The sequence below is a fragment of the uncultured Sphingobacterium sp. genome (assembly GCF_964277905.1).
Classification (GTDB): Bacteria; Bacteroidota; Bacteroidia; order Sphingobacteriales; family Sphingobacteriaceae; genus Sphingobacterium; species Sphingobacterium siyangense.
On sequence record NZ_CAXYKD010000019.1, the window covers coordinates 31,209 to 55,192 of the forward strand.

At 39.1% G+C, this 23,984-nt stretch carries 17 protein-coding genes; 9 read left to right on the plus strand and 8 right to left on the minus strand.

Annotated elements, in window-relative coordinates; translation table 11 throughout:
- Positions 1-183 precede the first annotated feature (183 nt).
- The 4 genes from ACHWSC_RS08525 to ACHWSC_RS08540 all read left to right on the plus strand — a co-directional run bounded on the left by ACHWSC_RS08525 (position 184) and on the right by ACHWSC_RS08540 (position 7,290).
- Positions 184-1,410: an NlpC/P60 family protein gene (locus tag ACHWSC_RS08525; RefSeq protein WP_182983183.1), complete on the plus strand. Its 1,227-nt coding sequence runs from the start codon at positions 184-186 to the stop codon at positions 1,408-1,410.
- A gap of 8 nt (positions 1,411-1,418) precedes the next feature.
- Positions 1,419-2,474, plus strand: coding sequence for a dipeptide epimerase (locus tag ACHWSC_RS08530; protein WP_394676462.1), 1,056 nt, complete (start codon positions 1,419-1,421; stop codon positions 2,472-2,474).
- 122 nt (positions 2,475-2,596) lie between these two features.
- Positions 2,597-5,803, plus strand: a complete 3,207-nt coding sequence (locus tag ACHWSC_RS08535) for a TonB-dependent receptor (RefSeq protein ID WP_201665228.1) — start codon at positions 2,597-2,599, stop codon at positions 5,801-5,803.
- A 17-nt stretch (positions 5,804-5,820) separates the two neighbouring features.
- A complete protein-coding gene (locus ACHWSC_RS08540; protein ID WP_394676463.1) occupies positions 5,821-7,290 on the plus strand; it encodes a RagB/SusD family nutrient uptake outer membrane protein in 1,470 nt (489 codons plus the stop codon).
- 73 nt (positions 7,291-7,363) lie between these two features.
- On the opposite strand, the gene ACHWSC_RS08545 is transcribed toward ACHWSC_RS08540, so the two are convergent.
- From ACHWSC_RS08545 to alaS, 6 genes are all read right to left on the minus strand, one after another.
- Entirely contained in the window at positions 7,364-8,767 is a 1,404-nt protein-coding gene (locus ACHWSC_RS08545; RefSeq protein ID WP_394676464.1) for a M14 family zinc carboxypeptidase, read from the minus strand.
- Position 8,768: 1 nt separating this feature from the next.
- Positions 8,769-9,824: an LD-carboxypeptidase gene (locus ACHWSC_RS08550; protein WP_394676465.1), complete on the minus strand. Its 1,056-nt coding sequence runs from the start codon at positions 9,822-9,824 to the stop codon at positions 8,769-8,771.
- Between the two features lie 9 nt (positions 9,825-9,833).
- Positions 9,834-11,171 (minus strand): dihydroorotase, encoded by a 1,338-nt coding sequence (locus ACHWSC_RS08555; RefSeq protein ID WP_394676466.1) that lies wholly within the window; start codon positions 11,169-11,171, stop codon positions 9,834-9,836.
- Positions 11,172-11,408: 237 nt separating this feature from the next.
- Entirely contained in the window at positions 11,409-12,104 is a 696-nt protein-coding gene (locus ACHWSC_RS08560; RefSeq protein ID WP_088160705.1) for a response regulator transcription factor, read from the minus strand.
- A 103-nt stretch (positions 12,105-12,207) separates the two neighbouring features.
- Positions 12,208-13,305: a TlpA family protein disulfide reductase gene (locus tag ACHWSC_RS08565; protein WP_394676467.1), complete on the minus strand. Its 1,098-nt coding sequence runs from the start codon at positions 13,303-13,305 to the stop codon at positions 12,208-12,210.
- A 231-nt stretch (positions 13,306-13,536) separates the two neighbouring features.
- On the minus strand, positions 13,537-16,152 hold the full coding sequence (alaS, locus tag ACHWSC_RS08570) for an alanine--tRNA ligase (RefSeq protein ID WP_394676468.1): 2,616 nt from the start codon (positions 16,150-16,152) through the stop codon (positions 13,537-13,539).
- A 422-nt stretch (positions 16,153-16,574) separates the two neighbouring features.
- Between alaS and ACHWSC_RS08575 the strand changes: the two genes are divergently transcribed.
- From ACHWSC_RS08575 to ACHWSC_RS08595, 5 genes are all read left to right on the plus strand, one after another.
- Positions 16,575-17,423 carry a universal stress protein gene (locus tag ACHWSC_RS08575; RefSeq protein ID WP_394676469.1) on the plus strand — a complete coding sequence of 283 codons (849 nt, stop codon included), beginning with the start codon at positions 16,575-16,577 and terminating at the stop codon, positions 17,421-17,423.
- Between the two features lie 10 nt (positions 17,424-17,433).
- A complete protein-coding gene (locus ACHWSC_RS08580) occupies positions 17,434-18,276 on the plus strand; it encodes a universal stress protein (protein WP_394676470.1) in 843 nt (280 codons plus the stop codon).
- Positions 18,277-18,366: 90 nt separating this feature from the next.
- Positions 18,367-19,710: an OmpA family protein gene (locus tag ACHWSC_RS08585; protein WP_120336541.1), complete on the plus strand. Its 1,344-nt coding sequence runs from the start codon at positions 18,367-18,369 to the stop codon at positions 19,708-19,710.
- Positions 19,711-19,855: 145 nt separating this feature from the next.
- Positions 19,856-21,181: an OmpA family protein gene (locus ACHWSC_RS08590; protein ID WP_394676471.1), complete on the plus strand. Its 1,326-nt coding sequence runs from the start codon at positions 19,856-19,858 to the stop codon at positions 21,179-21,181.
- Positions 21,182-21,388: 207 nt separating this feature from the next.
- Complete coding sequence (locus ACHWSC_RS08595; RefSeq protein ID WP_394676472.1) at positions 21,389-22,747, plus strand: S41 family peptidase; 1,359 nt, start codon at positions 21,389-21,391, stop codon at positions 22,745-22,747.
- Positions 22,748-22,752: 5 nt separating this feature from the next.
- On the opposite strand, the gene ACHWSC_RS08600 is transcribed toward ACHWSC_RS08595, so the two are convergent.
- Positions 22,753-23,067: a hypothetical protein gene (locus tag ACHWSC_RS08600; protein WP_120336544.1), complete on the minus strand. Its 315-nt coding sequence runs from the start codon at positions 23,065-23,067 to the stop codon at positions 22,753-22,755.
- A 59-nt stretch (positions 23,068-23,126) separates the two neighbouring features.
- A complete protein-coding gene (locus tag ACHWSC_RS08605) occupies positions 23,127-23,930 on the minus strand; it encodes a hypothetical protein (RefSeq protein ID WP_394676473.1) in 804 nt (267 codons plus the stop codon).
- Positions 23,931-23,984: the final 54 nt, after the last annotated feature.

Below are 23,984 nucleotides of genomic sequence, written 5' to 3' on the forward strand. Positions count from 1 at the left end.
GGATATTGACTTCACAATCAATAAGCAATATTACAAAATGGTTTTAGCAATTAGATAATTTAATTAAAATTAAACCCAAACATTCGTTTTTTAGCAACATAACATCAAAATCACTTAAAAATCGACAATAAAAATTGACTTATATTATGAATTAATCCTATCTTTAGAAACAAACTAATTCGCATGAAAAACACTCTTAAATTCGCTATTTTAGCTTATGCAAGCCTTATAGGTGTTGAAAGCAGTCAGGCGCAGCAGCTAGATTCCACGACTTATTTCAAGATCAAAGAGTTGCAAGAAAACGTAAAACGTGAATTCGCTCCCGATAAAAGAACCAAGATCGTAGCAATCCAAAAAGCGGATATCGCACAGAACCAATATGTGCTTGAAACAACTGAAAAAGATGCTAAGTTCGTTTTGGAGCAAAAGGCAAAAGATATATCAGCTAATATTCAAGTACAGCTCTTGCCTGATGCAAGTGTAGGCGAAAAAACTTCTGGAGTCATCAGGCTCTCCGTTGCAAATATGCGCACATTTCCAGATAATGCTGCGGAGCTGACTAGCCAGGTTTTATTGGGAACGCAAGTGGATCTTCTGCAAAAAAAGAGCGGTGACTACCGTGTCCGCACGCCGGATGGCTATATTGCATGGGTACCAAGTTCTTCCATTGAAGCGATGGACAAAACCATGCTGGCAAATTGGCGGCAAGCAGAAAAAGTTATCTATACAGCGGAGTTTGGAAAATCATATTCTGAACCCAATGAAAAAAGCCAACGAGTGTCTGATCTCGTATATGGTGACATTCTTCAGTTAAAAGGACAAAAAAGCAACTTTTATGAAATAGCATATCCGGATGGACGTTTAGGTTATATTAAAAAATCAGAAAGTCTAACCTTAAAAAATTGGTTTGAAACGCGCCAGCCTACGGCGGAAAATATTATCGCCAGTGCAAAAACAATGTTGGGCCTGCCCTATTTATGGGGGGGGACATCGGTGAAAGGTGTAGACTGCAGCGGTTTTACCAAAACAAGCTTTTTTATGAACGGCTTCGTGATTCCGAGAGATGCATCGCAACAAGTACTCGCAGGTGAAAAAATCGACATTTTAGATCAAGAAGGACATTTCGACCCTGAAAAAGCACTCAAAAATCTAAAACCGGCAGACTTACTGTTCTTTGCGGCAGGCAAAAATAGTAATCCTAATGCGCGTGTAACACATGTTGCGCTCTATATCGGCAATGGAACTTTTATTCACGCTGCTGGATTGGTCCGGATCAACAGTATGCTTAAGGACGCTGCAAACTACGATGATTTCCAAACCCGAACTGTGGTTGCTGCACGCCGTTACCTCGGGACCCACGATAGCGCAATACAGAAAGTCGTTGAAAGCAATTATTACAACAATAAATAAACATAGCGATGAGCAATCAATCTGAATGGATTAGTAAAGATTTTGGAGCCTTTAAATTGAGATTTAGACCTTACACGCTAACTTTGCGTCATGTCTTTACAGTAGCTTCCTTTAGCCGGAGCACAACACCGGTTGTATTGACCGAACTAGAGTATGATGGCATTATCGGTTATGGTGAAGCGAGTATGCCCCCCTATCTAGGCGAATCGCAGGAAAGTGTCTTATCATTCCTCAATCAGATTGATCTGAAAGGCTTCAACTCTCCTTTTCAAACCGAAGAGCTCCTGCATTATATCGATCAGCTTGCTTTGAAAAACACGGCTGCAAAAGCGTCCATTGATATTGCCCTACATGATATCCTTGGTAAAATTATGAATCAGCCCTATTATAAGATATGGGGATTAAATCCTGACCTTATCCCACCGACGTCCTACACCATCGGAATCGATACAGAAGAAATGATCCGCCAAAAAGTCGCCGAAGCTGATCAGTTTAAAATTTTAAAAGTGAAACTGGGTCTTGATACGGATAAAATGATCATAGATACCATCCGTCAGGTTACCGATCGTCCCTTGTGTGCCGATGTGAATCAAGGTTGGAAAACGCGTGAAGAGGCTTTGGAAATGGCACACTGGCTTGCAGAAAGAAATGTTTCTTTCTTAGAACAGCCAATGCCCAAGGAGCAGATAGACGACAACGCCTGGCTTACTGAGCATAGTCCTATCCCTACTATTGCCGATGAAGGATGCCAACGCCTTGTGGATGTTCCGGCATTAAAGGGTGTATACTCGGGAATCAACATCAAACTGATGAAATGCACGGGCATGCGTGAAGCTAAACAAATGGCAGAACTTGCTCGTTCTTTGGAAATGAAAGTTATGATAGGCTGTATGACCGAAACTTCCTGCGCGATCAGTGCAGCTGCACAACTTGCACCATTAACAGACTGGGCAGATCTAGACGGTGCTTTATTAATTGGAAATGACATATACGACGGCATGACTGTGGTAAATGGCAGTTGCCTTCTCCCCGACCGTCAGGGAATTGGAATTGTAAGAAAATAACCCTATATTCAGTGCAATGTTTTTTTCTTAAAGAAAAGATTGCACTGAATTGCTATCGCAAGTTTGACCAACACTCGACAGCACCAAAATATTAACAACTAAATTAATCAATTCACACTTTTATGAAACAACATGTGCTCACAACGTTGTGTCTCATAGCCTGTAGTTCGATGCAGTCTTTATATGCACAACAGATCCAAATTGCTGGTAAGATAACGGACAGCAACGGAAAACCAATTAGCGGAGTTACAATAAATGTAAAAGGCGCTAGCCAAGGAACCTCAACAAACGAAAATGGTCTGTTTACCTTAAACACAAACGCCAATGCGACATTAACGATATCTGCCGTAGGTTATAGCCGACAAGAAATTCAGGTCAATGGCCGAAAAACCATTAATATTTCACTCAGCAGTGATGAACAGGCATTGGACGAAGTCATTGTCATTGCCTATGGAACGGCTAAAAAGAGTACCTATACAGGTTCGGCAGCACAAGTAAAATCAGATGCCATTGATAAACAACCTGTCACTTCTTTTGAAAAAGCTCTTACTGGCCGTGTTGCAGGTCTGCAAATGTCAAATGGATCTGGTCAGGCAGGTGCAACTTCAGCTATACGCATTCGAGGCATAGGCTCCATGAACGCGTCGAATGAGCCACTCTATGTCATTGACGGTGTTCCAGTCATTTCGGGTAGTGTCGGACAGATGGGCGACTATATTGTCAATACTAACAACGTCATGAGCACATTAAATCCCAGCGATATCGAATCTATTTCTGTGCTTAAGGATGCTGCCGCATCATCCCTTTATGGGTCCCGCGCGGCAAATGGTGTCATCATTATCACAACAAAAAAGGGAAAAAACGGAGATCCGAAGATCAATGTCAAGTCCTCTATTGGCATTAGTCCTTCCTGGGCAACCAAAAATAATGAACCTGCTTCGGTACAGGATCAAATCAATATGCTTTATAGTGTTTTATACGATTCTAGAATAGCAGCTGGTCAAACGGCAGAACAGGCGAATAAAAACACCTTATTCCGCTTAAATTCTTTGGACTGGAATCCAAATTCGGCAAATTACGGTAAACCAACTTCTTCTTATGGTTTTGGTATTCATGGCTATCAATTCAGCACGGATGGAACCTCACAATGGGAAAATGTACATATCTCAGGAAAAACAGATGGTGTAGAGAATCGAGATGGTAAGTATTATGACTGGAACAAAGCATTGTTTAGAACCGGGATATTCAACAGCAACGATATCTCAGTAAGCGGAGCAACAGAAAAAACCAATTACTATGCGTCTTTAGGATACACGCAAGACAAAAGCAGGATTATTGAGAATAACTTCGACAGAATCAATGGTCGGATTAATTTAACGCAAAAGATTGGCAAATATCTTGAATTTGGCTCAAACGTCAACTACGCTAAAAACAAGCTTATCGGGATGAATGACACCAGAAATACAGGAACAAATTACCTGTATCAAGCGAGTAATTTATTATGGCAGATGTATTGGCCAACTGATTATAAAACAGGTAACGAATATACAGCTCGTTATGGAAGTCTCGCTTATAATCCATTGTATTACAACAAGGAATGGGAAAACTCTTCGAAAACAAGTAAATTATCAGCTATAGAATCTTTATCATTAAAGCTGTTACCTGAACTTACATTGAAGACCATTTTCTCCTATGACAGAACCGAGGTCAAAGATCATATCTATTATAGCGCTAAACATTATAACGGTATGGCAGACAATGGCCGGGTCACAGAGGTGTCTACGTCCATTGAAAAATTGGTATCATCCACAACAGCCAATTACAACAAAAGCTTTGGCTTGCATAATATTGGGTTATTAGCTGGTTTCGAAGCTGAAAAAAACACGACCGATTTTATCCGTGCTACAGGTAAAGATTTACCATCCTCATCACTTCATACAGTCGCCACTGCAGGTATATTGGATGCGTCGGCCTATTCTTGGGGCAATAATATGATGTCTGTGCTATCGCGAGCGGAATATAACTACGATGAACGTTATTTTGCCTCAGCATCTTTTAGAAGGGACGGTTCATCCCGCTTGGCACCAGGTCCTCGTTGGGGCAACTTTTGGTCTTTAGCTGCTTCCTGGAATTTAGCCAAGGAATCTTTTATTAAAGAGATTGAAGAAATCAATAACCTAAGAATTAGAGGTTCCTATGGGGTAAATGGAACATTACCAACGGATCTTTTTGCTTGGCGCAATTTAACAAGTTATTCTAACAAATATATGACGCAGCCAGGTGGTGGGCTTAATAATTTAGGCAATCCGGACGTCGCTTGGGAGAAAAATTACTCCACAAACATCGCATTGGAATTTGGTCTGTTCCACAATAAACTATTCGGTACAATTGAATATTTTAACAGAGACTCGAAGGATCTTTTACAGAATGTTCCGATCTCCACAATTACTGGTTTCGGCTCCATATTGCGAAATGTTGGCGAAATGAACAATAAAGGTATAGAGATTGAACTGGGCTCAGATATTGTTAAAAATGAAAATTGGAAATGGACATTAAGTGCAAATACCGCAATTATCAAATCCAAGATTACAAAACTATATGGTGGACGAGATATCGTCTGGTATGATCCCACAGGTGGAGACGATAGAGCTCGATTTATTTATCGTGAAGGAGAATCGTCTTTATCTTTCTTTGGGTTGGAATGGGCTGGTACCGATCAAACCAATGGCAAAAATGTCTGGTATACTAACGATGGTACTGATGGCGATTTTTTGTTCAACGGAAAAGCTGCAAGCTATGATTACAAAAAAGCTAAACAAACCATCATCGGAAATGCTAATCCTAAACTATATGGCGGTATAAATTCTGACATCGATTATAAAAATTTTTCATTGGGATTGAACTTTGCTTATAAAATTGGCGGCAAACTTTATGATGCGACATCCAAAGATGTTGCCGATGACGGCTATTATTGGGAACGAATTCATGCCGCTTATTTTACAGAAAATAGCTGGTCACCTTCAAATACGGATGGAACTTACCCAATGGTTACCGGAAGAGATCTGGAAGATGTGAACCAGATCAGCAGTAGACAACTGTTTGACGCGTCATATCTTAGATTAAAGAACATTTCGTTGAGCTATAGATTACCAAATGAATTTTTAAAACGAGCTGGCATCTCCAATGCAAGGGTATTTTTCAATGGAAGCAATTTATTGACTGTTTCGAAATACAAGTATATGGATCCAGAAGTTAACCAATTTGGTACGCGGGGCTGGGAAACACCATTGGCAAAAACGTACACTTTCGGTGTTGAATTTAGTTTTTAACGAAAAAAAACAGTATTATGAAAAAGCTTTTTATTGCCTCGTGCATAACAATATCATTAGCAATCAGCTCTTGTAGCAATTTTTTGGATGTCACACCGACCAATATGGGAGACTCCAATACCTCCATCCAAACTGCTGCTGACGCAAAGGTTATTATGAATGGATTAATGAGTAAAATGGCAAATGTCGCCTACTATGGACGAAATTTCCCGCTCTATGCTGATGCCAAAGGGGGTGACTTTACGATTGCATCCCAGGGCCGCGGTTATGACTATCTTTATGTATTCAATCATTCGGCCTCTTCTAATCCCTATTCAGGCATTTGGACACAAGGGTTTCATACACTCGTGCAGATCAATAATCTTTTGACAAATATCGATAAACTAATCGCTGCCGGTTCGACAGAAAATTTTAATACGTATAAAGGACAAGCATTGACCGCAAGAGCCCTCATCAATTTTGATCTTGTCAGGTTGTACGGAAAACCCTACAACATGGAAAAATCTGCCCTTGGTATCCCTAATGTGACGAAAGTACTCGAATATAGCGCGCAGGAAAAACGTATCTCCGTTGAGGAAAACTACAAACAAATAGTACAGGATCTAAAGGATGCAGAAAGCTTATTGCCAAAATCCAAATCGGATGGATATTTCAATTTTTTCGCCAATAAAGCACTGCAAGCTCGTGTGTATCTCTATATGAATGATTATGATAACTCGTTAAAATCAGCGCAGGAGGTCATAGACTCCAAAGTCTACACATTGTATAGCAATGAAAACTGGGTAAAATCCTGGACAGGTATGTTTGGAAACGAATCTATTCTAGAATTGGGTGTCTATCCGAATGAAGCTGATGCAGGGACTAGTTCACTGGGTGCGATGTTCCGCAGAAAAGGACATGGCAGTACAGCCATATTGGGAAACTTTATAGCCGCAGATCCATTCTTGGCCAAACTTAAGAAAGACGAGACAGATGTCAGATGGGGTGTTATGGCGTACGATGAAGTAGGCACCACCCATTTAGGAGCGGTCTATAAATATAGCGGTAGCACCACGCTTGCCGGTGATAAAAATTCAACAGCCAATAGTACCGCTGTCAATATTAAGGTCATCCGTTTGTCCGAAGTATATCTTATCGCTGCTGAAGCTGCTCTATTAAAATCATCTCCTGACAAGGCCCTTGCAGCAAATTACCTGAATGCAATACGCCAACGTTCTCCAAAATTAGATGTCGCGACCTCAGGCACGATTACTTTAGATATGATTGCCGATGAGAGAAGCAAAGAGCTCCTTGGAGAAGGTCATCGCTTCTTTGATATGATGCGCTGGAACAAATCGATAACTTTTGATGATGATTTAGGAAATATAAGCACAACAAATAGGCAAAAAACCATCGATAGAACCTTCTTTAAAACCATTCTTCCTATTTCACTGGATGAGATGAATGCAAACCCAGCTATAGCAAATCAACAGAATACCGGCTACTAGTAGTCTCAAAAAAGAGAAAAGGTCACAGCCTATGCTGTGACCTTTTTTCTTTTTTGAGCTATATTAAGCATTCCTAACTTATCTGATTTTTATACTGCTGTTGCCTTGGTTTTTTCAAATCGATTGCATAACCATTAACTACGGCGTAAATGATCTTGCCTTCTTTCCGAAGGAAAAAATCCGCCTGAGCTCCGAGAGCTAATTGTTGTGAAAATTCTATAGCTTTTTTAGTTAATACACGAATTGGAAGGTTATGCAAAAATTCTCCTGGGATCACATTTTCAATCATAACAGCGGCGTAGCCTTTTTCAAGTAATCCCATCACGATGGCATCATCTAAATCTGCCAACGAAGCAAATGGCTCCATATACATCTTGGCTGGGGCAAACTCCATTCCTGCAACATCAATATCTACATAACCATAAAAATCTTGCAGATCGCCAATATCTTCAACAATACCCCCTACGTAATAGTCTGATCCAATTGTCTTTTCATTCTGCCGAATGGCAACATCGACAAGCAATGGTTTTCCACTCCGCTCAATGGTCAAATTTCTCAGCAACACATCATGGAGCTTTTCATCATTGAAGGGAATTGCATCGTAATCGGCAATCGAATGCTGTTTAAAGGATTGCTCAGCAATTTCCTCAAATGCTTTTAACAAAGCAACGAAATTACATTTTCGGACCATCATTTTTTCGGTATCACCAACATAAGCTCCTGATTCAATTAAAATCGTCCTGGCGCCCCATTTTTGAAAATTATCACCGAAACCGCGCGGTGTATGCTCATCGTCATACTTTGCAACTGCCCTTGGAACAAATTCCTGAAGGATTTTGTTTATTCCGACAATCACCCGCATCGCATCTCCTCGAGTTTCATTGATACTCCGCGCATAATCATAAGCAGGTGCCAATAAGGAAATTGTTACTGGCGTATTTGTTCCGGGAATATTGTAGTAAATGTTTTGGTTATGCAGGTTAAAGGCAAAATCAGGTTTTAGCAACATGGCTTGCGCCTTCAATAAGGCTCCTTCCACTGTTGCTGCTGCCCTTGCATCTCTGTTCATATCCACATCCATGGCTGTCCTACGCTGAAACCGTTCGGTTCCATCAGGATTTAGCATCGGAATAAAATATAAGGTCATTTTTGATGCTATGTCATCTCTAAAGGCATCAAAACCATCATTTTTCCTGTTGAAAAAATTAAATAGATCAAACAAGGCCATTGTCGCCGTAGGTTCATCACCATGCATTTGTGACCATAAAAGTATCTTGATTGGCCCTTGTCCGTATTGTAGTCGAAAGATCGAACGATCTTCAGTGGACTTCCCAATTTCCGCTACAGTGAAACGTCCAGTGCTCCTGATATTTTCTAATAATGGTAAAATATCAGGATGTTTAAATCTTCTATGCATCAAAGCCTTTTCTTCATATAAAGAAAAGGCTTTGATGAAATCAACTTTTACTAATTTCATATTAATCTTTTAATGCAGGCTCCATTAAAGCAATCGTTCCTTGCGAAGCATCTACACGGACTTTTGCTCCTACGGGCAAAATAAACTGTTCGGCAATATGCCCAACGACAGCCCCTGTATAAGCGGGTATTTTTAACGGTTTGATATAATCATTGAACAATTGGTCAAGTGTTACGGATCCATAGCCACCAGATGGTTTACAATTGGTGCACTTGCCAAAAATAAAACCCTTAATCGCACCCAGTACACCAGCATTTTTCAATTGACAGAACATACGATCAACACGTTCCATATCTTCGTCGACCTCTTCAAGAAAAAGAATTTTATCTTTAAAATCTGGCAGATAAGGTGAACCACATAAGCCGGTCAACACGGTCATATTTCCACCCAGCAATACCCCATCTACTATACCAGGATGAATTGTGGCAATTCGGTCTTTGGTCTGCACAATGCTATCACCTTTAGACTTGGGGTTTTCAAATATTGCTGGCTGATTGGCTACAAATTGGGCATTGAAAGCCTCTGCAAGCTTCTTAGTCCAGGTACTGATACCCACTGCACCATGAAAGGTTATAAGCCCTGTCTTGGCATATAATGCCAAAATTAATGCTGTTATATCTGAATATCCCAATAAAATTTTGGGGTTATTGGCGATCAGTCTGTAATCTAATCGATCTAAAAGACGTGATGTACCCGAACCTCCTCTGATGCAAACAATCGCTTTGACGATCTTGTCAGCAAACATATCATGAATGTCTGCAATACGCTCCTGATCTGTACCGGCCAAATTACCGTAGCGGCTGCGTATATGTTTACCTTCTTTTACGTTAAAACCTAAGGTCTCAAATATCTCACGTGCAATACTAATTGATTCTTCATCATCCAATACACCTGCTGGCGTTATTAAACCTATGGTATCCCCCAATTTTAACCTCGTTGCAAGCAAAGCAGCCTGACCGTACAATTCGTCTCTATCTCCGGTTGGCTGCCCCATTCCCAGTACAGGAATAGACAACACGCTTAAAGCAATCGATTTTAGAAAGGCTCTTTTTTCCATTGCTAAATACTATCGGTTGAACAACAGACGTTCACCAGCACCTTTTTCAATAAGTTGTCCATTGGAGAAAGCAAGTTTACCTGATACGAAAGTATGTTCTATCGTTGAACTAAACGTGTGTCCCTCAAACGGTGACCAGCCGCATTTCGAAAGGATATTCGCTTTCGATACCGTATAAGGTTTGTTCAGATCGACCAATACAAGGTCTGCCCAATACCCCTCACGAATGTATCCTCTATCTTCGATTTGAAACAATGTAGCCGTATTGTGTGCAGATTTTTGCACTAATTGTTCCAGGGTCATTTTTCCTGCTTTGACCATATCTAACAAAGCTTGCAACGCATGCTGTACGAGAGGTCCTCCGCTTGGTGCTGAAGCATAGGGCTGAGATTTCTCCTCAATTGTATGCGGAGCGTGATCTGTCGCTATCACATCGATATGCCCATCCAGTACAGCTTTTAAAATCTGATCGCGATCATTGGCAGTTTTTACCGCTGGGTTCCATTTGATAAAATTACCTTTTGAGGCATAATCCTGATCAGAAAACCAAAGGTGATGAATACAGGCTTCAGCCGTTATTTTTTTATCCTTTAGTGGAATATCATTATTAAATAATGCAATTTCTTTGGCGGTTGAAATATGAAGGATATGCAAGCGTGTATTGTGCTTTTTTGCCAGCTCGACAGCTTTTGACGAAGACAAATAACAAGCTTCTTCAGAACGAATCAATGGATGCATCTCAATTTTTAATCCATCCTCACCATATTTTTCCTTAAATAGGGCCAAATTCGCCTTTATCGTTGCCTCATCTTCACAATGCGTAGCCACCAAGGTCCGAGCATTCGCAAAAATACCTTCCAACGCTTTTCCATTATCAACCAGCATATTGCCAGTAGAGGAGCCCATAAAAACTTTTATACCACATACATTTCTTGGGTTAGTTTTAAGTACCTCCTCAAGATTATCATTAGCTGCCCCCATAAAGAATGAGTAATTGGCCAACGCATTTTTTGCTGCAATATCATATTTATCTTGAAGCAATTGTTGGGTCAACGTATTAGGAACAGTGTTAGGCATTTCCATAAAGGAGGTTGTCCCACCGGCAACTGCGGCACGGCTCTCATGCCATATATCCGCTTTATAAGTTAAACCGGGTTCTCTAAAGTGAACCTGATCATCAATAAGTCCAGGTAGCAAGTGTAGCCCCTCAGCATTTATTTCCTGATCAGCAGGATGATTAATTTCCTGAGCAATCATTTCGATTCGACCATTGCTGATATATACGTCAGCAACCTCAACTTTACCTTCATTGACAAGTTGCGCAGATTTTATAAGAATAGATGACATGTTGAAATTTTTACTTTGCTTTAGGTCAAAAGTAAAGATTTGTTGTGGTGATATCAAGTTATCTCGATAAAGAGTTGCCTATATGGAGGACAAATTTTTCCTTAAATTCTCTCCTTCCTCCTATGTCAAATTTGAAATATCCTACTCGTCTTTGTCTGGATTTGGCGCAAGACGAATCGCATTAAATCTAAACTCCGGAAAGTTAATCGCAAAAAAAAGAGGCCCTAGCCTCTCTTTTTATTCTTTATCGAATTTGTATCCTACTCCTTTTACGGTGGTTACATAATCGTCACCTATCTTTTCGCGCAACTTGCGAATGTGAACATCAATTGTTCGATTGGTTACAACAACAGAATCTTCCCAAATACTCTTTAAGATCTGCTCACGCGTAAACACCTTGTTTGGTTTTGAAGCCAATAGATACAATAACTCAAACTCTTTCTTTGCAAGAACAATCTTTTGTTCCCCTTTGTAAACTAAGAAAGAATCTCGATCAATGACCAAATCGGCAATTTCAATTTTATCTTGAACAGTGGCATCTGACTCTTCAGAAGTATTTCTTCTTAAAATAGCGTTTATACGACTCATTAAAGCACGCGGCTTAATTGGCTTTGCTATATAGTCGTCTGCACCGACATGAAATCCTGCGATCTCCGAATACTCTTCACTTCTTGCAGTCAAAAATACCATGAATGTACTTTTGAATTCAGGCATTGCGCGCATGATGCGACAAGCTTCAATTCCGTCCATCTTTGGCATCATCACATCCAAAATGATAAGATCCGGATTTACTTGTTTAGCAACGTTGATTGCCTCTTCTCCATTTTGCGCTGTAGAGACCTGATAACCTTCACGATTTAAGTTGAATGCAATTAAATCCAAGATATCTTTTTCGTCATCAACAATTAAAATCTTTTGTTTCGAAGAACTCATTTGTCTTATTTTTTTTGCTAAATTATAAACAAAATGATAACAATCAGTTAATCTAATGTTACCAAATTATTAAGTAATATAATATTTAACAATAACACATTGATTACTTAATTGTTTTCTTCAAAAATGCCTCCAGCTCCTCGCCACGCAAGTTCTTTGCTATAATAATGCCGTTCGGATCGAGAATGTATGAGGTAGGCAAGGCTTTCACACGGTAATCAATGACAACCGGAGAACTCCAAGCCTTCAAATCTGACACATGTGTCCAAGTTAACTTGTCATCTTCGATAGCACGCATCCAGGAACCAGGATTATCATCAAATGAAACGGAGAGTATATCAAAGCCTTTACCATGATAGGTATTGTACAACCTAACGAGATTAGGGTTTTCCTGGCGACAGGGCATACACCATGAAGCCCAAAAATCCACCAAAGTATATTTCCCTTTAAAACTCGATAATTTAACTTCTTTGTTTGTTGGTGTAAAAGAAGTCAACTCAGGAGCAGGTTGCCCAATTGCCATTTTTTTCAGTTTTTGGGTCTCCTCTTTAAACTGTGTTACATATCTGTTCTCCGTAAATTCATTTTTTATTTTATCTGCATAGGTAATGATTTCATTTTCGGCTACTTCAGGATCTAAGGTAGAGATTGCATAAAAACCTGCAAGATCATTGTGCTTATTCGAGAAATCGACTGCTTTTTTTGTATATGCACGCAATTCTTCTGCAAACTTTGATTTATATTCAGCACGAATCTTTTCGATCTCAGCTGCTGTCGAATTGGCCGTTAGCTTTGAAAACACCGTCTGCAATGAGTCCTGTAGATAATCGCGATAATTTCGCTCTTTGGCAAAAGGCTGTATAGTCTTTGACAATTCAGAACCATCAACCTGGTAATCATTTACATCTTTATGCAAATCTGTCTTAAATGTAATTGTCTCCCCCGGAGAAGCAATTAAATCGTACCGATTTTTACCGACACGCAAGGACAACAATCTGGATTGGCTAGCAGGTCGTACAAACTGAAATTTGTTATTATCGCCAAAAAACATAGAATCCAGCTTGGTATCGCCTTCATACAATGAAATAACTTTGATATTGCCAGGATTTTCGACATTTCCAGCGATGGTAAACTGTTCTTTATTTTGGCAACCCATCATCAAACCAACGATCCCTACTGCTAAAAAAACTGCCTTTTTCATCCGTTTATTTTTATTTGTTAAGTACCTATTCCCAATTACGCAAATGGCTTTGCTCTGTTTGATTCACACTACATGTCGCAGCTTAAAGAATCGTGAAAACGATCAGATTTATTCGGATCTTCCAAGGAAGAAGTCGAATAAATCTGATGGCTTTGTATTGTATATTTAGGAAATAAAATCATCTATTTACATCCTAGTTAGCTAAGTAGCCTGTTCAACTACCCCTAAAATTTATTTCAAGAAATCTATTGCTCGCTCAATTGCACCTTTTAATCCGGCTGGGTTCTTACCTCCAGCTGTTGCGAAGAACGGCTGCCCCCCACCACCACCTTGGATATCCTTAGCCAAATCACGCACAATATTACTTGCGTTCAACCCTTTTTCTTTGGCCAATTCGTCTGATATGACAACGGTCAAACTTGGCTTACCATCAAATTCAGCACCGATCACCAGGAACAAGTTATTAACAGCCCCCTTTACCGCATAAGCCAAGGTTTTCACCGCCTCTGAACTCGGTAGATCGACGATTGTGGACAAGAAATTAATCTCGCCAACCTGCTGGATCTTTGCTTCCAGATCTGACTTTAACGCTAAGGATTTTTCTGTAATACTTTTCTCTACCTCTTTTTTCAAAGCACCATTCTCATCGATGATTTTACCCAGTGCAGAAACAAAATCTTTCGGATTATTCATGAGCTCTTTCAGGTGGTGAACCAATTCGAAATGCTCGCGGATAACAGCTGCAGAGCGAGTTCCAGTAATCGCTTCTATACGACGTACACCAGCTGCTACAGCAGATTCAGAAACAATTTTGAAAAAACCTATTTGCCCCGTTGCTTTAACATGTGTACCACCGCACAATTCTTTAGAATATTGATCTTCGAAGGTGATTACACGAACAAAATCGCCATACTTCTCACCAAATAGTGCTGTTACGCCCGAATCCAATGCTTGTTGATAAGGTACATTTCGTTCCTCCTTCAATGGAATATTTTCACGAATTTTGGCATTGACAATATCTTCTACCTGTTTGATCTCTTCTTCTGTCATTTTTGCAAAATGAGAGATATCAAAGCGCAAAATATCAGCGTTGACCAATGATCCCTTTTGATTCACGTGACTTCCCAGCACCTGCTTAAGGGCAGCATGCAGCAAATGTGTTGCGGAGTGATTGTTTTCAGTATCGATTCTTTTGGTTTTATCGACCTGTGCAACAAATGTTCCTTTCAATTCCAGCGGCAATTTGTTTGTAAAATGTACAAATAGACCGTTTTCCTTTTTCGTATCTGTGATATAAATCTTTTCTCCAGTTTCTTCCGAAACCAATTCTCCCGAATCGCCTACCTGGCCACCACCTTCGGCATAAAAAGGACTAACAGAAAGCACCAATTGGAATTGCTCTTTATTTTTCGCAACAACTTTACGGTATTTAATAACTTCAGTAACGGCAGTTAACGTATCATAGCCTACAAATTCAAATCCATCTTCATCATTTACCACAACCCAATCACCCGTATCTATAGCAGTGGCAGCACGAGAACGATCTTTCTGAATTTGAAGTGCTTGATTGAAACCTTCCATATCAACTGTTAAACCTTTTTCGCGCGCTAGCAATTCCGTCAAATCGATCGGGAATCCATAAGTATCGTATAATTCAAAAGCAAAATCCCCGTTGATTACGGTGTGATCCTCCACATAATTTTCAAAACGTTGGACGCCCGTAGACAAGGTTCTTAAGAATGAAACCTCCTCTTCCAAGATTACTTTCTGCACAAAATCCTGCTGCTGGATCAATTCGTCAAATACTCCGGCGAACTGAGCTGCCAATACAGGTACAAGTTCATTGATAAAAGGAGTCTTAAAGCCTAAAAATGTATACGCATAACGTACTGCACGACGTAAAATACGACGGATCACGTAGCCAGCTTTATTGTTGGATGGCAGTTGACCATCGGAAATTGCAAAACTAACCGCACGAATATGATCAGACACTACCCGCATGGCAATATCAGACTTTTCATCTATACCGTATTTTATACCTGACTTCTCAGCAATAAAATCAATGGTAGGCGTAAATACATCGGTATCATAATTGGAGGTCTTCCCCTGTATACATCGCACCAAACGCTCAAAGCCCATTCCCGTATCCACATGTTTAGCTGGTAGCGACTGAAGTGAACCATCTTTCAACCGATTAAATTGCATGAAGACAAGGTTCCAGATCTCAATTACTTGAGGGTGGTCTGCGTTGACCAAACTCTGCCCTGGAGTCTGTATGCGCTCTTCCGGACTACGCATATCGAAATGGATTTCGGAACAAGGTCCACAAGGTCCTGTCTCGCCCATTTCCCAGAAATTATCTTTTTTATTACCAAGGAGAATTCTATCTTCACCAATCCATTCTTTCCAGAAATCAAAAGCTTCCATATCACGTTCTAAGCCTTCTTTTGCATCCCCCTCAAAAATAGTTACATATAGACGATCTTTGTCTAATTTATATACTTCTGTCAACAGCTCCCAAGCCCAAGTTATAGCTTCTTTCTTAAAGTAATCACCAAAGCTCCAATTTCCCAACATCTCAAACAACGTATGGTGGTAGGTATCGATCCCTACTTCTTCCAAATCATTGTGCTTTCCAGAAACACGCAAACAACGTTGCGTATCGGCAACACGCGGAAATTTGATGGGTGCTTCACCAAGAAACAAATCTTTGAATTGATTCATCCCCGCATTGGTAAACATTAATGTCGGGTCATTTTTTACAACTACTGGTGCTGAAGGTACTATCTGATGCCCTTTACTTTTAAAAAAGTCCAGAAAGGCTTGACGAATTTCTCTACTTGTCATTTAATTATCTAAAAATATGTGCAAACTTACTCAAAATTGGTAGGTTATGCAATGTAGAATTCCATATATTGACCTTGAAACGACTGTTTTCTCTAAACGACCAAAACTTCAATATTGACTTTTCAAACAAAAAAATCAGGAGATAACATACAGACAATTAGGGTACACTTATTTTAGATGTGACAGAAATCACAAACTGATATTAAATACAACATTTTAAAAGTGTTATTCGTTATTCATATTTGTCTAAAGCGCGTCAAATTAAACACGTAAAACAACAAAAACTATTTGACTTAAGGTCATTCACAATTACATTTGTTTTATTACATTTGATAGTAAAATAGGGAGCCTAGTACACTTTCACGCACATTCCCTAAATGCAAAATAAATAAGATTAGATTTTGTAGATTAAATTCCTTCTAATGAAAAAAAACATTCTACTACCGGTAGATTTTTCGGCTCATTCTAATAATGCTGTAAATTACGCAGTGGACCTTGCCCTCGAAAAGGGGTATTCTATCCATCTTTACCACAATTATACTTCGGCTTCTGCTGTATTTGAGGACGAAAATGGCCGTAATGAGACTAATTCTCCAACATTCAAAGCTGATATCCTTATTAAAAATCTGGCAGAATCAATAAAATTAAAGCATCCTACGCTTGAAATAACCACCCAATGTGAGCGCGGTATGATTACTGAAACACTACCGGAGCTCGCCACTCCCAGTCGATTTGATTTTGTCATCATGGGGACTAAAGGCATCACCAATGACGATAGCCAACTTATTGGCAGCACGACCTATGTCATTAGCAAAAAAGCCAAAATACCTGTCTTGGCCATCCCCACTGAAGCGGCCTTTACACCTATTGACAAAGTTGGCTTACTGTCTAATTTTAAAGAAGAAGAGGTACAGACCGTACAAGATTTTGTCAACATCATCGGCAAAGACTTTGAACTAAAACTTATGCATGTTCACTACGATCATTCATCAGAAAACAGAATCGAAGACAAGCTTGAAGTATGGAAATATAAGATCAAAAAATATATTGGTGTGACCAATATTGCTATAGAAGTGGATTCAATACAAGGCGACATTGAGGACTTAGATACGGTTCCGGAAGTGATTAATGAGATGATCCATGAGGAAAAGATCAAAATATTATTGGTGACACGATCGAGAAAATCGTTCTTTGAACGTGTTTTTACGCGTTCCGTTGCAAAAGCATTATTTAGTCATCCCTTAGTTCCAATATTTTTTACTAAAGCATAACCTTATAGCCATGTCTAAACTATTAATACCAGTAGATTATTCCGAAAACGCACGAGTTGCCGCATTTTATGCAGCTCAAATCGCGACGACAACAAATGATGAGATTACACTCTTTCATTCGTTCACTTCGCATATCAATAAATTTGCAAATGCGAAGCATTTAGTAGACCCCACCGAGGTAGAAGCTCGCCGTCAGATGGAAAAACTTGTAGCCGAACTTCTACAGGAATATCCTTCGCTTAAAATTTCTACCTTATTTGCCAACGGTATTTTGGCTGAAACACTGGATAAACAAGAGATAAAAGAGGTCTATCAAACGGTGATTATGGGTACAAAAGGAGTGACCGGACTTGAATCTGTATTGATTGGAAGCAATACATATGATGTCATTAAAGAGTCGAAGATCCCTGTTCTAGCCATCCCAAAAAACGCGATAAAATTCAAAAATGACAACATCGCTCTATTGACAAATTTCAAACCCGGTGAACTTGAAGTGCTTAAACAAGCGATACCATTGTATGGGAAAAATTTCCATTTACAACTCATACATATCAATAAAAACGAACTAGAAATCAATATATTAGGAGAAAAACTTGAAAATTGGATTGAGCAGATTATTGCCGAAACTGGTATCGAGGATATTTCCTATATCATCAAGTCGCCAAGTTATTTTGCAGGTTCACGAGAGAATATTGCTAATGGCATTCATACGATTATCCGGGATGAAGATGTCGATGTTATTTTGATCACAAAAAGCAGAAAAACTTTTTTCCAAAACATTTTTACTGAAAATATTGTTAAGCATCTGGCTTTTGAAATTGAGGTACCAAACTTTTTTGGGCGTGTAGAGTAACCAAATAATTTTTGGCAAATTTATTGCAAGAGTGTTCAGTGAGTTAATTTAACAACAGTATTATAGTAGATAATTTTACAAACACGCATTATGAAAATTAGCCTTAAAAAATCAGGATTACTTGTTGCGGCAGGAATTTTATCCACCGCATCCTTTGCGCAAAGCACAAAAGAAGCCTCAATCGAAGGCACAACTCCATTAGGCTCGGCAACACAATATAGAACCTGGTCTATCGGTGTAGGGGCCGGTGTAACAAGCTTGCAGAATATCGCCAAGTTTAACAATGGTGGTTATGACAAACTAGACTGGAATTTAGGATATAGTGCTTATATCAAGAAACAAATCTCACCATCATTCGGATTAAAAGCAACTTATTTTGGAGGAAAGACAGCTGGTTATGATAACAGCGACAAGCAAACTGGATTCGAAACCAAAACTCCTTGGTCAGTTGCCTTATCTGGTGAGTTTTTAGCGGCCAACACGAATTGGAGATTTTTCAACAGTTTTATTAAACCTTATGCATCGATTGGTGTTGGGGTAATGAATGCTGAAACTGCTGCAATCGCTGGTGGTAACAAAGGTGAATATGGCGATTCCTATTCCAAAATCTTTGTACCTGCAGATTTTGGTTTGAAATTCGCTGTTGCCAAAGGCATCAACTTTGAATTGGGTTATCAATTGAATTGGGCGAACCAACGATTTGATAATCGTTACAATACAACTCCGCCACAACAATACAAAAATGACTTATTCACCTATGCACATGCCGGCTTAGAATTCGCATTGGGCAGCAGCAGCAAACCTGCATTGAATAATTCAAATCCTGTCGCAACCCTTGTGAATGACTATACAGTAAAATACGATGATCTGAAAGCTCAAAATGATGCATTGAATGCTAAAAACCAAGCTTTGCAAGGTCAATTGGACGGTCTAAACAATGATCTAAAAGATGACGACGGTGACGGTGTTGCCAACAAATATGATAAATGTCCGGGCACACCTTCAGGTGTTCAGGTTGACGGATCAGGATGTCCAATTGTTGTGAAAAACGAAACCAAAGTTGTTGAAAAAGTAGTCGTTACTGAAGCAGATCGAAAAGTTGTTGCTGAAGCGATCAAAAACTTAGAATTCGATTTAGGTAAAGCAACGATTCGCTCCACTTCGTATGCAACATTGAATAAAGTTGCTGCGTTATTGATCGAGAAGAATTTTAGTTTAAAACTCGCAGGTCACACCGACAATACAGGTTCACGTGAATTAAATATGCGTTTATCTAAAGAGCGTGCAGAGTCTGTAAAAGCATATTTAGTATCTCAGGGTGCTAATGCCTCGCGTATCGAAGCAACTGGATATGGTCCAGACCAACCAATTGCATCCAATAAAAATGCAGCGGGCCGTCAACAGAATCGCCGTGTTGAATTTACACTTTATTAATAACTAACAAATTACACTGATAAAAAGGTGTTTTTAAACAGAAACACCTTTTTATTTACCAAATGTCATATTTCAACTACAAACCTATAGTAAATTTAATTTTTAACTTATTACTTTTGCATCGGTTTATACAAACACAAATTATATGAAACTAAAATTACAATTAGTACTTGCTCTAGCATCAGCGGGCTTATTTGCCAATAATGCAATTGCTCAAAATGCGAAAGCATCATCCATTGAGGGAACAACTCCATTTGGTCCGGTTACGCAATACAGAACATGGTCTATTGGTATCGGTGCCGGAGTGACTAACCAAACCAATATTGCTGGTTTTAATCGCGAAGGATACGATGATTTAGCATGGAACTTGGGATATAGTGCTTATATTAAAAAGCAAATCTCTCCTTCTTTCGGCATTAAAGCGAGTTACTTTGGCGGTAAAACAGGTGGCGCATTTAAAGATGGAACGCAATCTTTTGAAGCGAAAACACCTTGGTCCGCTGCATTATCCGGAGAGTTCCAAGCGGCCAATACCAACTGGAGATTCTTTAACAGTTTCATCAAACCTTATGCGTCAATTGGTGTTGGTGTCATGAACAGCAAAACAACATTGACAACAGGTTCTACTTCTCAAGAAGCCGATGGTATTTCTAAAATATATGTACCATTGGACATGGGTTTCAAATTTGCTGTTGCCAAAGGAATAAACTTCGAGTTGGGTTATCAGTTAAATTGGGTTAACCAAAACTTTGACGGTATTCAAGGTGGCCAATATAAGAATGACTTGTTTACTTACATCCATGGCGGTTTAGAATTTGCACTGGGTAATGGTAGCAAACCAGCTTTGAACAATTCAAACCCAGTAGCGACCTTAGTCAACGACTACACATTGAAATATGATGATCTTAAAGCACAAAATGATGCTTTAAATACTAAAAACCAAGCACTTCAAAATCAATTGGATGGTCTAAACAGTGACCTAAAAGATGATGATGGTGATGGTGTAGCTAACAAATATGACAAATGCCCAGGGACACCTTCAGGTGTTCAGGTAGACGGTGCAGGATGTCCAATTGTTGTTAAAAACGAAACAAGAGTGGTTGAAAAGGTTGTTGTAACAGAAGCTGACCGAAAAGTTGTTGCTGACGCAATCAAAAACTTGGAGTTCGATTTAGGAAAAGCAACCATACGTCCTACATCATACGCGACATTAAATAAAGTAGCCGAACTGTTAATCGAGAAAAACTTCAGCTTAAAACTAGCTGGTCACACCGATAATACAGGTTCCCGTGAATTGAACATGCGTTTATCAAAAGAACGCGCTGAATCGGTAAAAGCCTATTTAGTATCTCAAGGTGCTAATGCATCACGTATTGAAGCGACAGGTTATGGCCCTGACCAACCGATCGCATCAAACAAAACCGCTGATGGTCGTCAACAAAACCGTCGCGTAGAGTTCACGCTTTATTAATCGATATTCTTTGATTTATACAAGCCAAAGGCATCACTTCACGGTGATGCCTTTTTTATTACTCCTTTTCTTATCGAAATCTTATTCTTTGGTAAGGTAAACGTAAAAAGCTCTCCCTATTTAAAGTAAATAAACATTTGAGCAACAAAAAGATAACTTCCAAACAAACAACATAACACGTATTTTTAATAAAGCAAAATTTAAAAAATGCGTAGACCCCATGCTCTTGTGTTGGCTTTCTTTTCGTTAATCTTTTCTTCTTGTGAAAAGGATCCACCACTTCACGAACCCGGCTCAAATGAAACCATCAACCAGTGGACATTAGACCAAATGAAACGCTACTACTACTGGAATGATAAAATTAGATCAACCCAAGATTACCAACAAAGTCCAGATTTATTTTTCAAAAATATCCTATACCCCGAAGATCATTTTTCCACTATCTTACAAACCCTAAATAGTGATACCTATGGAAATACGCTAACAAATACTTTTGGCTTCGATATGGTTCAGTTACAAAATCAGTCTGGACCTATTCAGTTAGTGACCCAAGTAGTTCCCTATAGTGAGGCAGACTTGGAAGGGCTTCAAAGAGGCGACAGTCTAACCCATATAAATAAGACATTAATGGATCAGATAAACTTCCAATCACTATTAGACAAATCATTGCATTTACCGGCCATCCAAATAAAACGACATGACGGTAAAGTATTCAACCTTCCATCCTCTTATATCTCGCAGCCCGTTGTCTATACTTCAAAAGTCATTTCATCATCTTCCAAAGTCGGTTACATTTTTATAAGCCAATTTGATTTCGGTGGAGCCTATTCGCTATTAGAAGCAATACAAAACCTTAAATCAAAACAAATAGAGGAATTGATCGTCGATTTACGTTATAATCCAGGCGGTCAGGTTGCTTTTGCTGCATTTTGTGCTTTGTTAATGGCAGATATTAAAGAGAACTATATTTTTGCAAAATATCGGGGAAATAAAAATATAAAAACTATTGAAGATACGTTTGAAACAACCCTACTGAGACAGCCCGATGGTTATTCCTTTAAAGCGAGCGAAGTACTGAAACAAGGATTACATCTAAAAAAAATTTATATCCTGACCGGACCGAATACGGCTTCCGCATCCGAAATGTTGATTAATGGATTAAATCCATATGTACAAATTGTTCAGGTTGGCACCAAAACATATGGTAAAGATATGGCGTCGACAACAATTTCTACACCTGAAGAAATTCACGGTACCGAGCGTTCTTGGCATTTGATCCCAATGATATATAAAATCTACAATAATGCGGGGCAAGGGGATTATGGCAATGGAATTACTCCGCAGAAAGTGACGGATGAGTTTGCCTTTTTACCTTTGGTTCCAATAGGCAATAGTAGAGATCCGCTCATACAGGAAGCATTGTCAACAATCAATAATAAAGATCCCAAAGCAAATAGTTCCGTCTCGGTAGGAGCAAAAACAAGCACTATCTCTTCCAAATATGTGAGCAGTAGTTACCATACCATACCTATTGAAGTTAACATACAGAACAAAACTGAAGAATAGTTTCGTCAGTGTGCACAAGAATTTAACGAAGAAATGATCTCACGGAGATCAGTTCCAGTCTGCCCGTTTTTGGCTAACTTACGAAGAGGGCGAGACAAAATTTCAGAACGAATAACCCGCTCCTTCGATTCATAGTCCCGCACTACTCCTTCCAATTTTTTCAATAATTCCCTATATTGCCTATACAACTCATTAAGATTCGCAAATTCTGCACGTAATTTATAAAGCACTTCCGAATCAATAACATGTTCTACATCTCCTTGGATTTCAAGGGAAATTGTCGTTAGTTTTCGATGTTTTAAATCACTGATACCTTTCATGACAACTGTATTACGCGTATTTTTTTTAAATTATCACCGTTAATTAGATTCAATCCTTTTTATTTTTTTAACCAAATATTATCTAGGCTATAGCCAATACCTCCGATTTCTGAGACAGCATCCACATCTAACGGGACATCAGATTCTTTTTCAGGAAGATACACAACTGCTACATCTACATTAAAATAAAAAAACAAATACACTTTTTGTCCATCTATAAGCACTGGCTTTGAATCTTTATCCAATACTTGAGCCTTTGCAACATAAAGAGGATCCACTGGTATAACGGCAAATTTTTCAGGGATTTTATCAGATATCAAATCAGTGATCAGGATCGGGGTTTCGTCATATTTAACCAAATCCATCCCCCAACTTTCATCAAAAAAAGGCTTACCTTGATAAACAGCAAGACGAATGGGTTCACCTTTTGGTGAAATCGTTGTGTTATAATTTAAAATCTTTACTTGCATCTTGCCCGGAATAGACTCAATATTATCACCCAACGGATTCTCCCCTACAACGAGCGAAGGATCAATTGGACTTTTACTATGCACCCCAAAGGTATTTAAACCTAATTTTATTGATAAACGCTGCTCCAATACTACTTGATCCTTGCTATTATACGCAACAACCAATGAAGAGTCGATATCTTTATTTCGTATAAAAATAAAATTAGCATTATTATCATTCGCCGTTTTTCCATCTACCGTAACTCGTTTTATATCCGCTGATACAGAACTATAGGTTTTAAAAGTAATGCGTGCAAGTTCCTCCTGCGCTTGAACCAACTCGCCCTTTTGACATGCATATAACATACATCCTGTCGAAAGGACAAAACAATAAAAAAATATATTTTTTAACATATATAAAGAATAAGAAGTGAGCCATTTAGATGGCTCACTCAATAAATAGAAGAT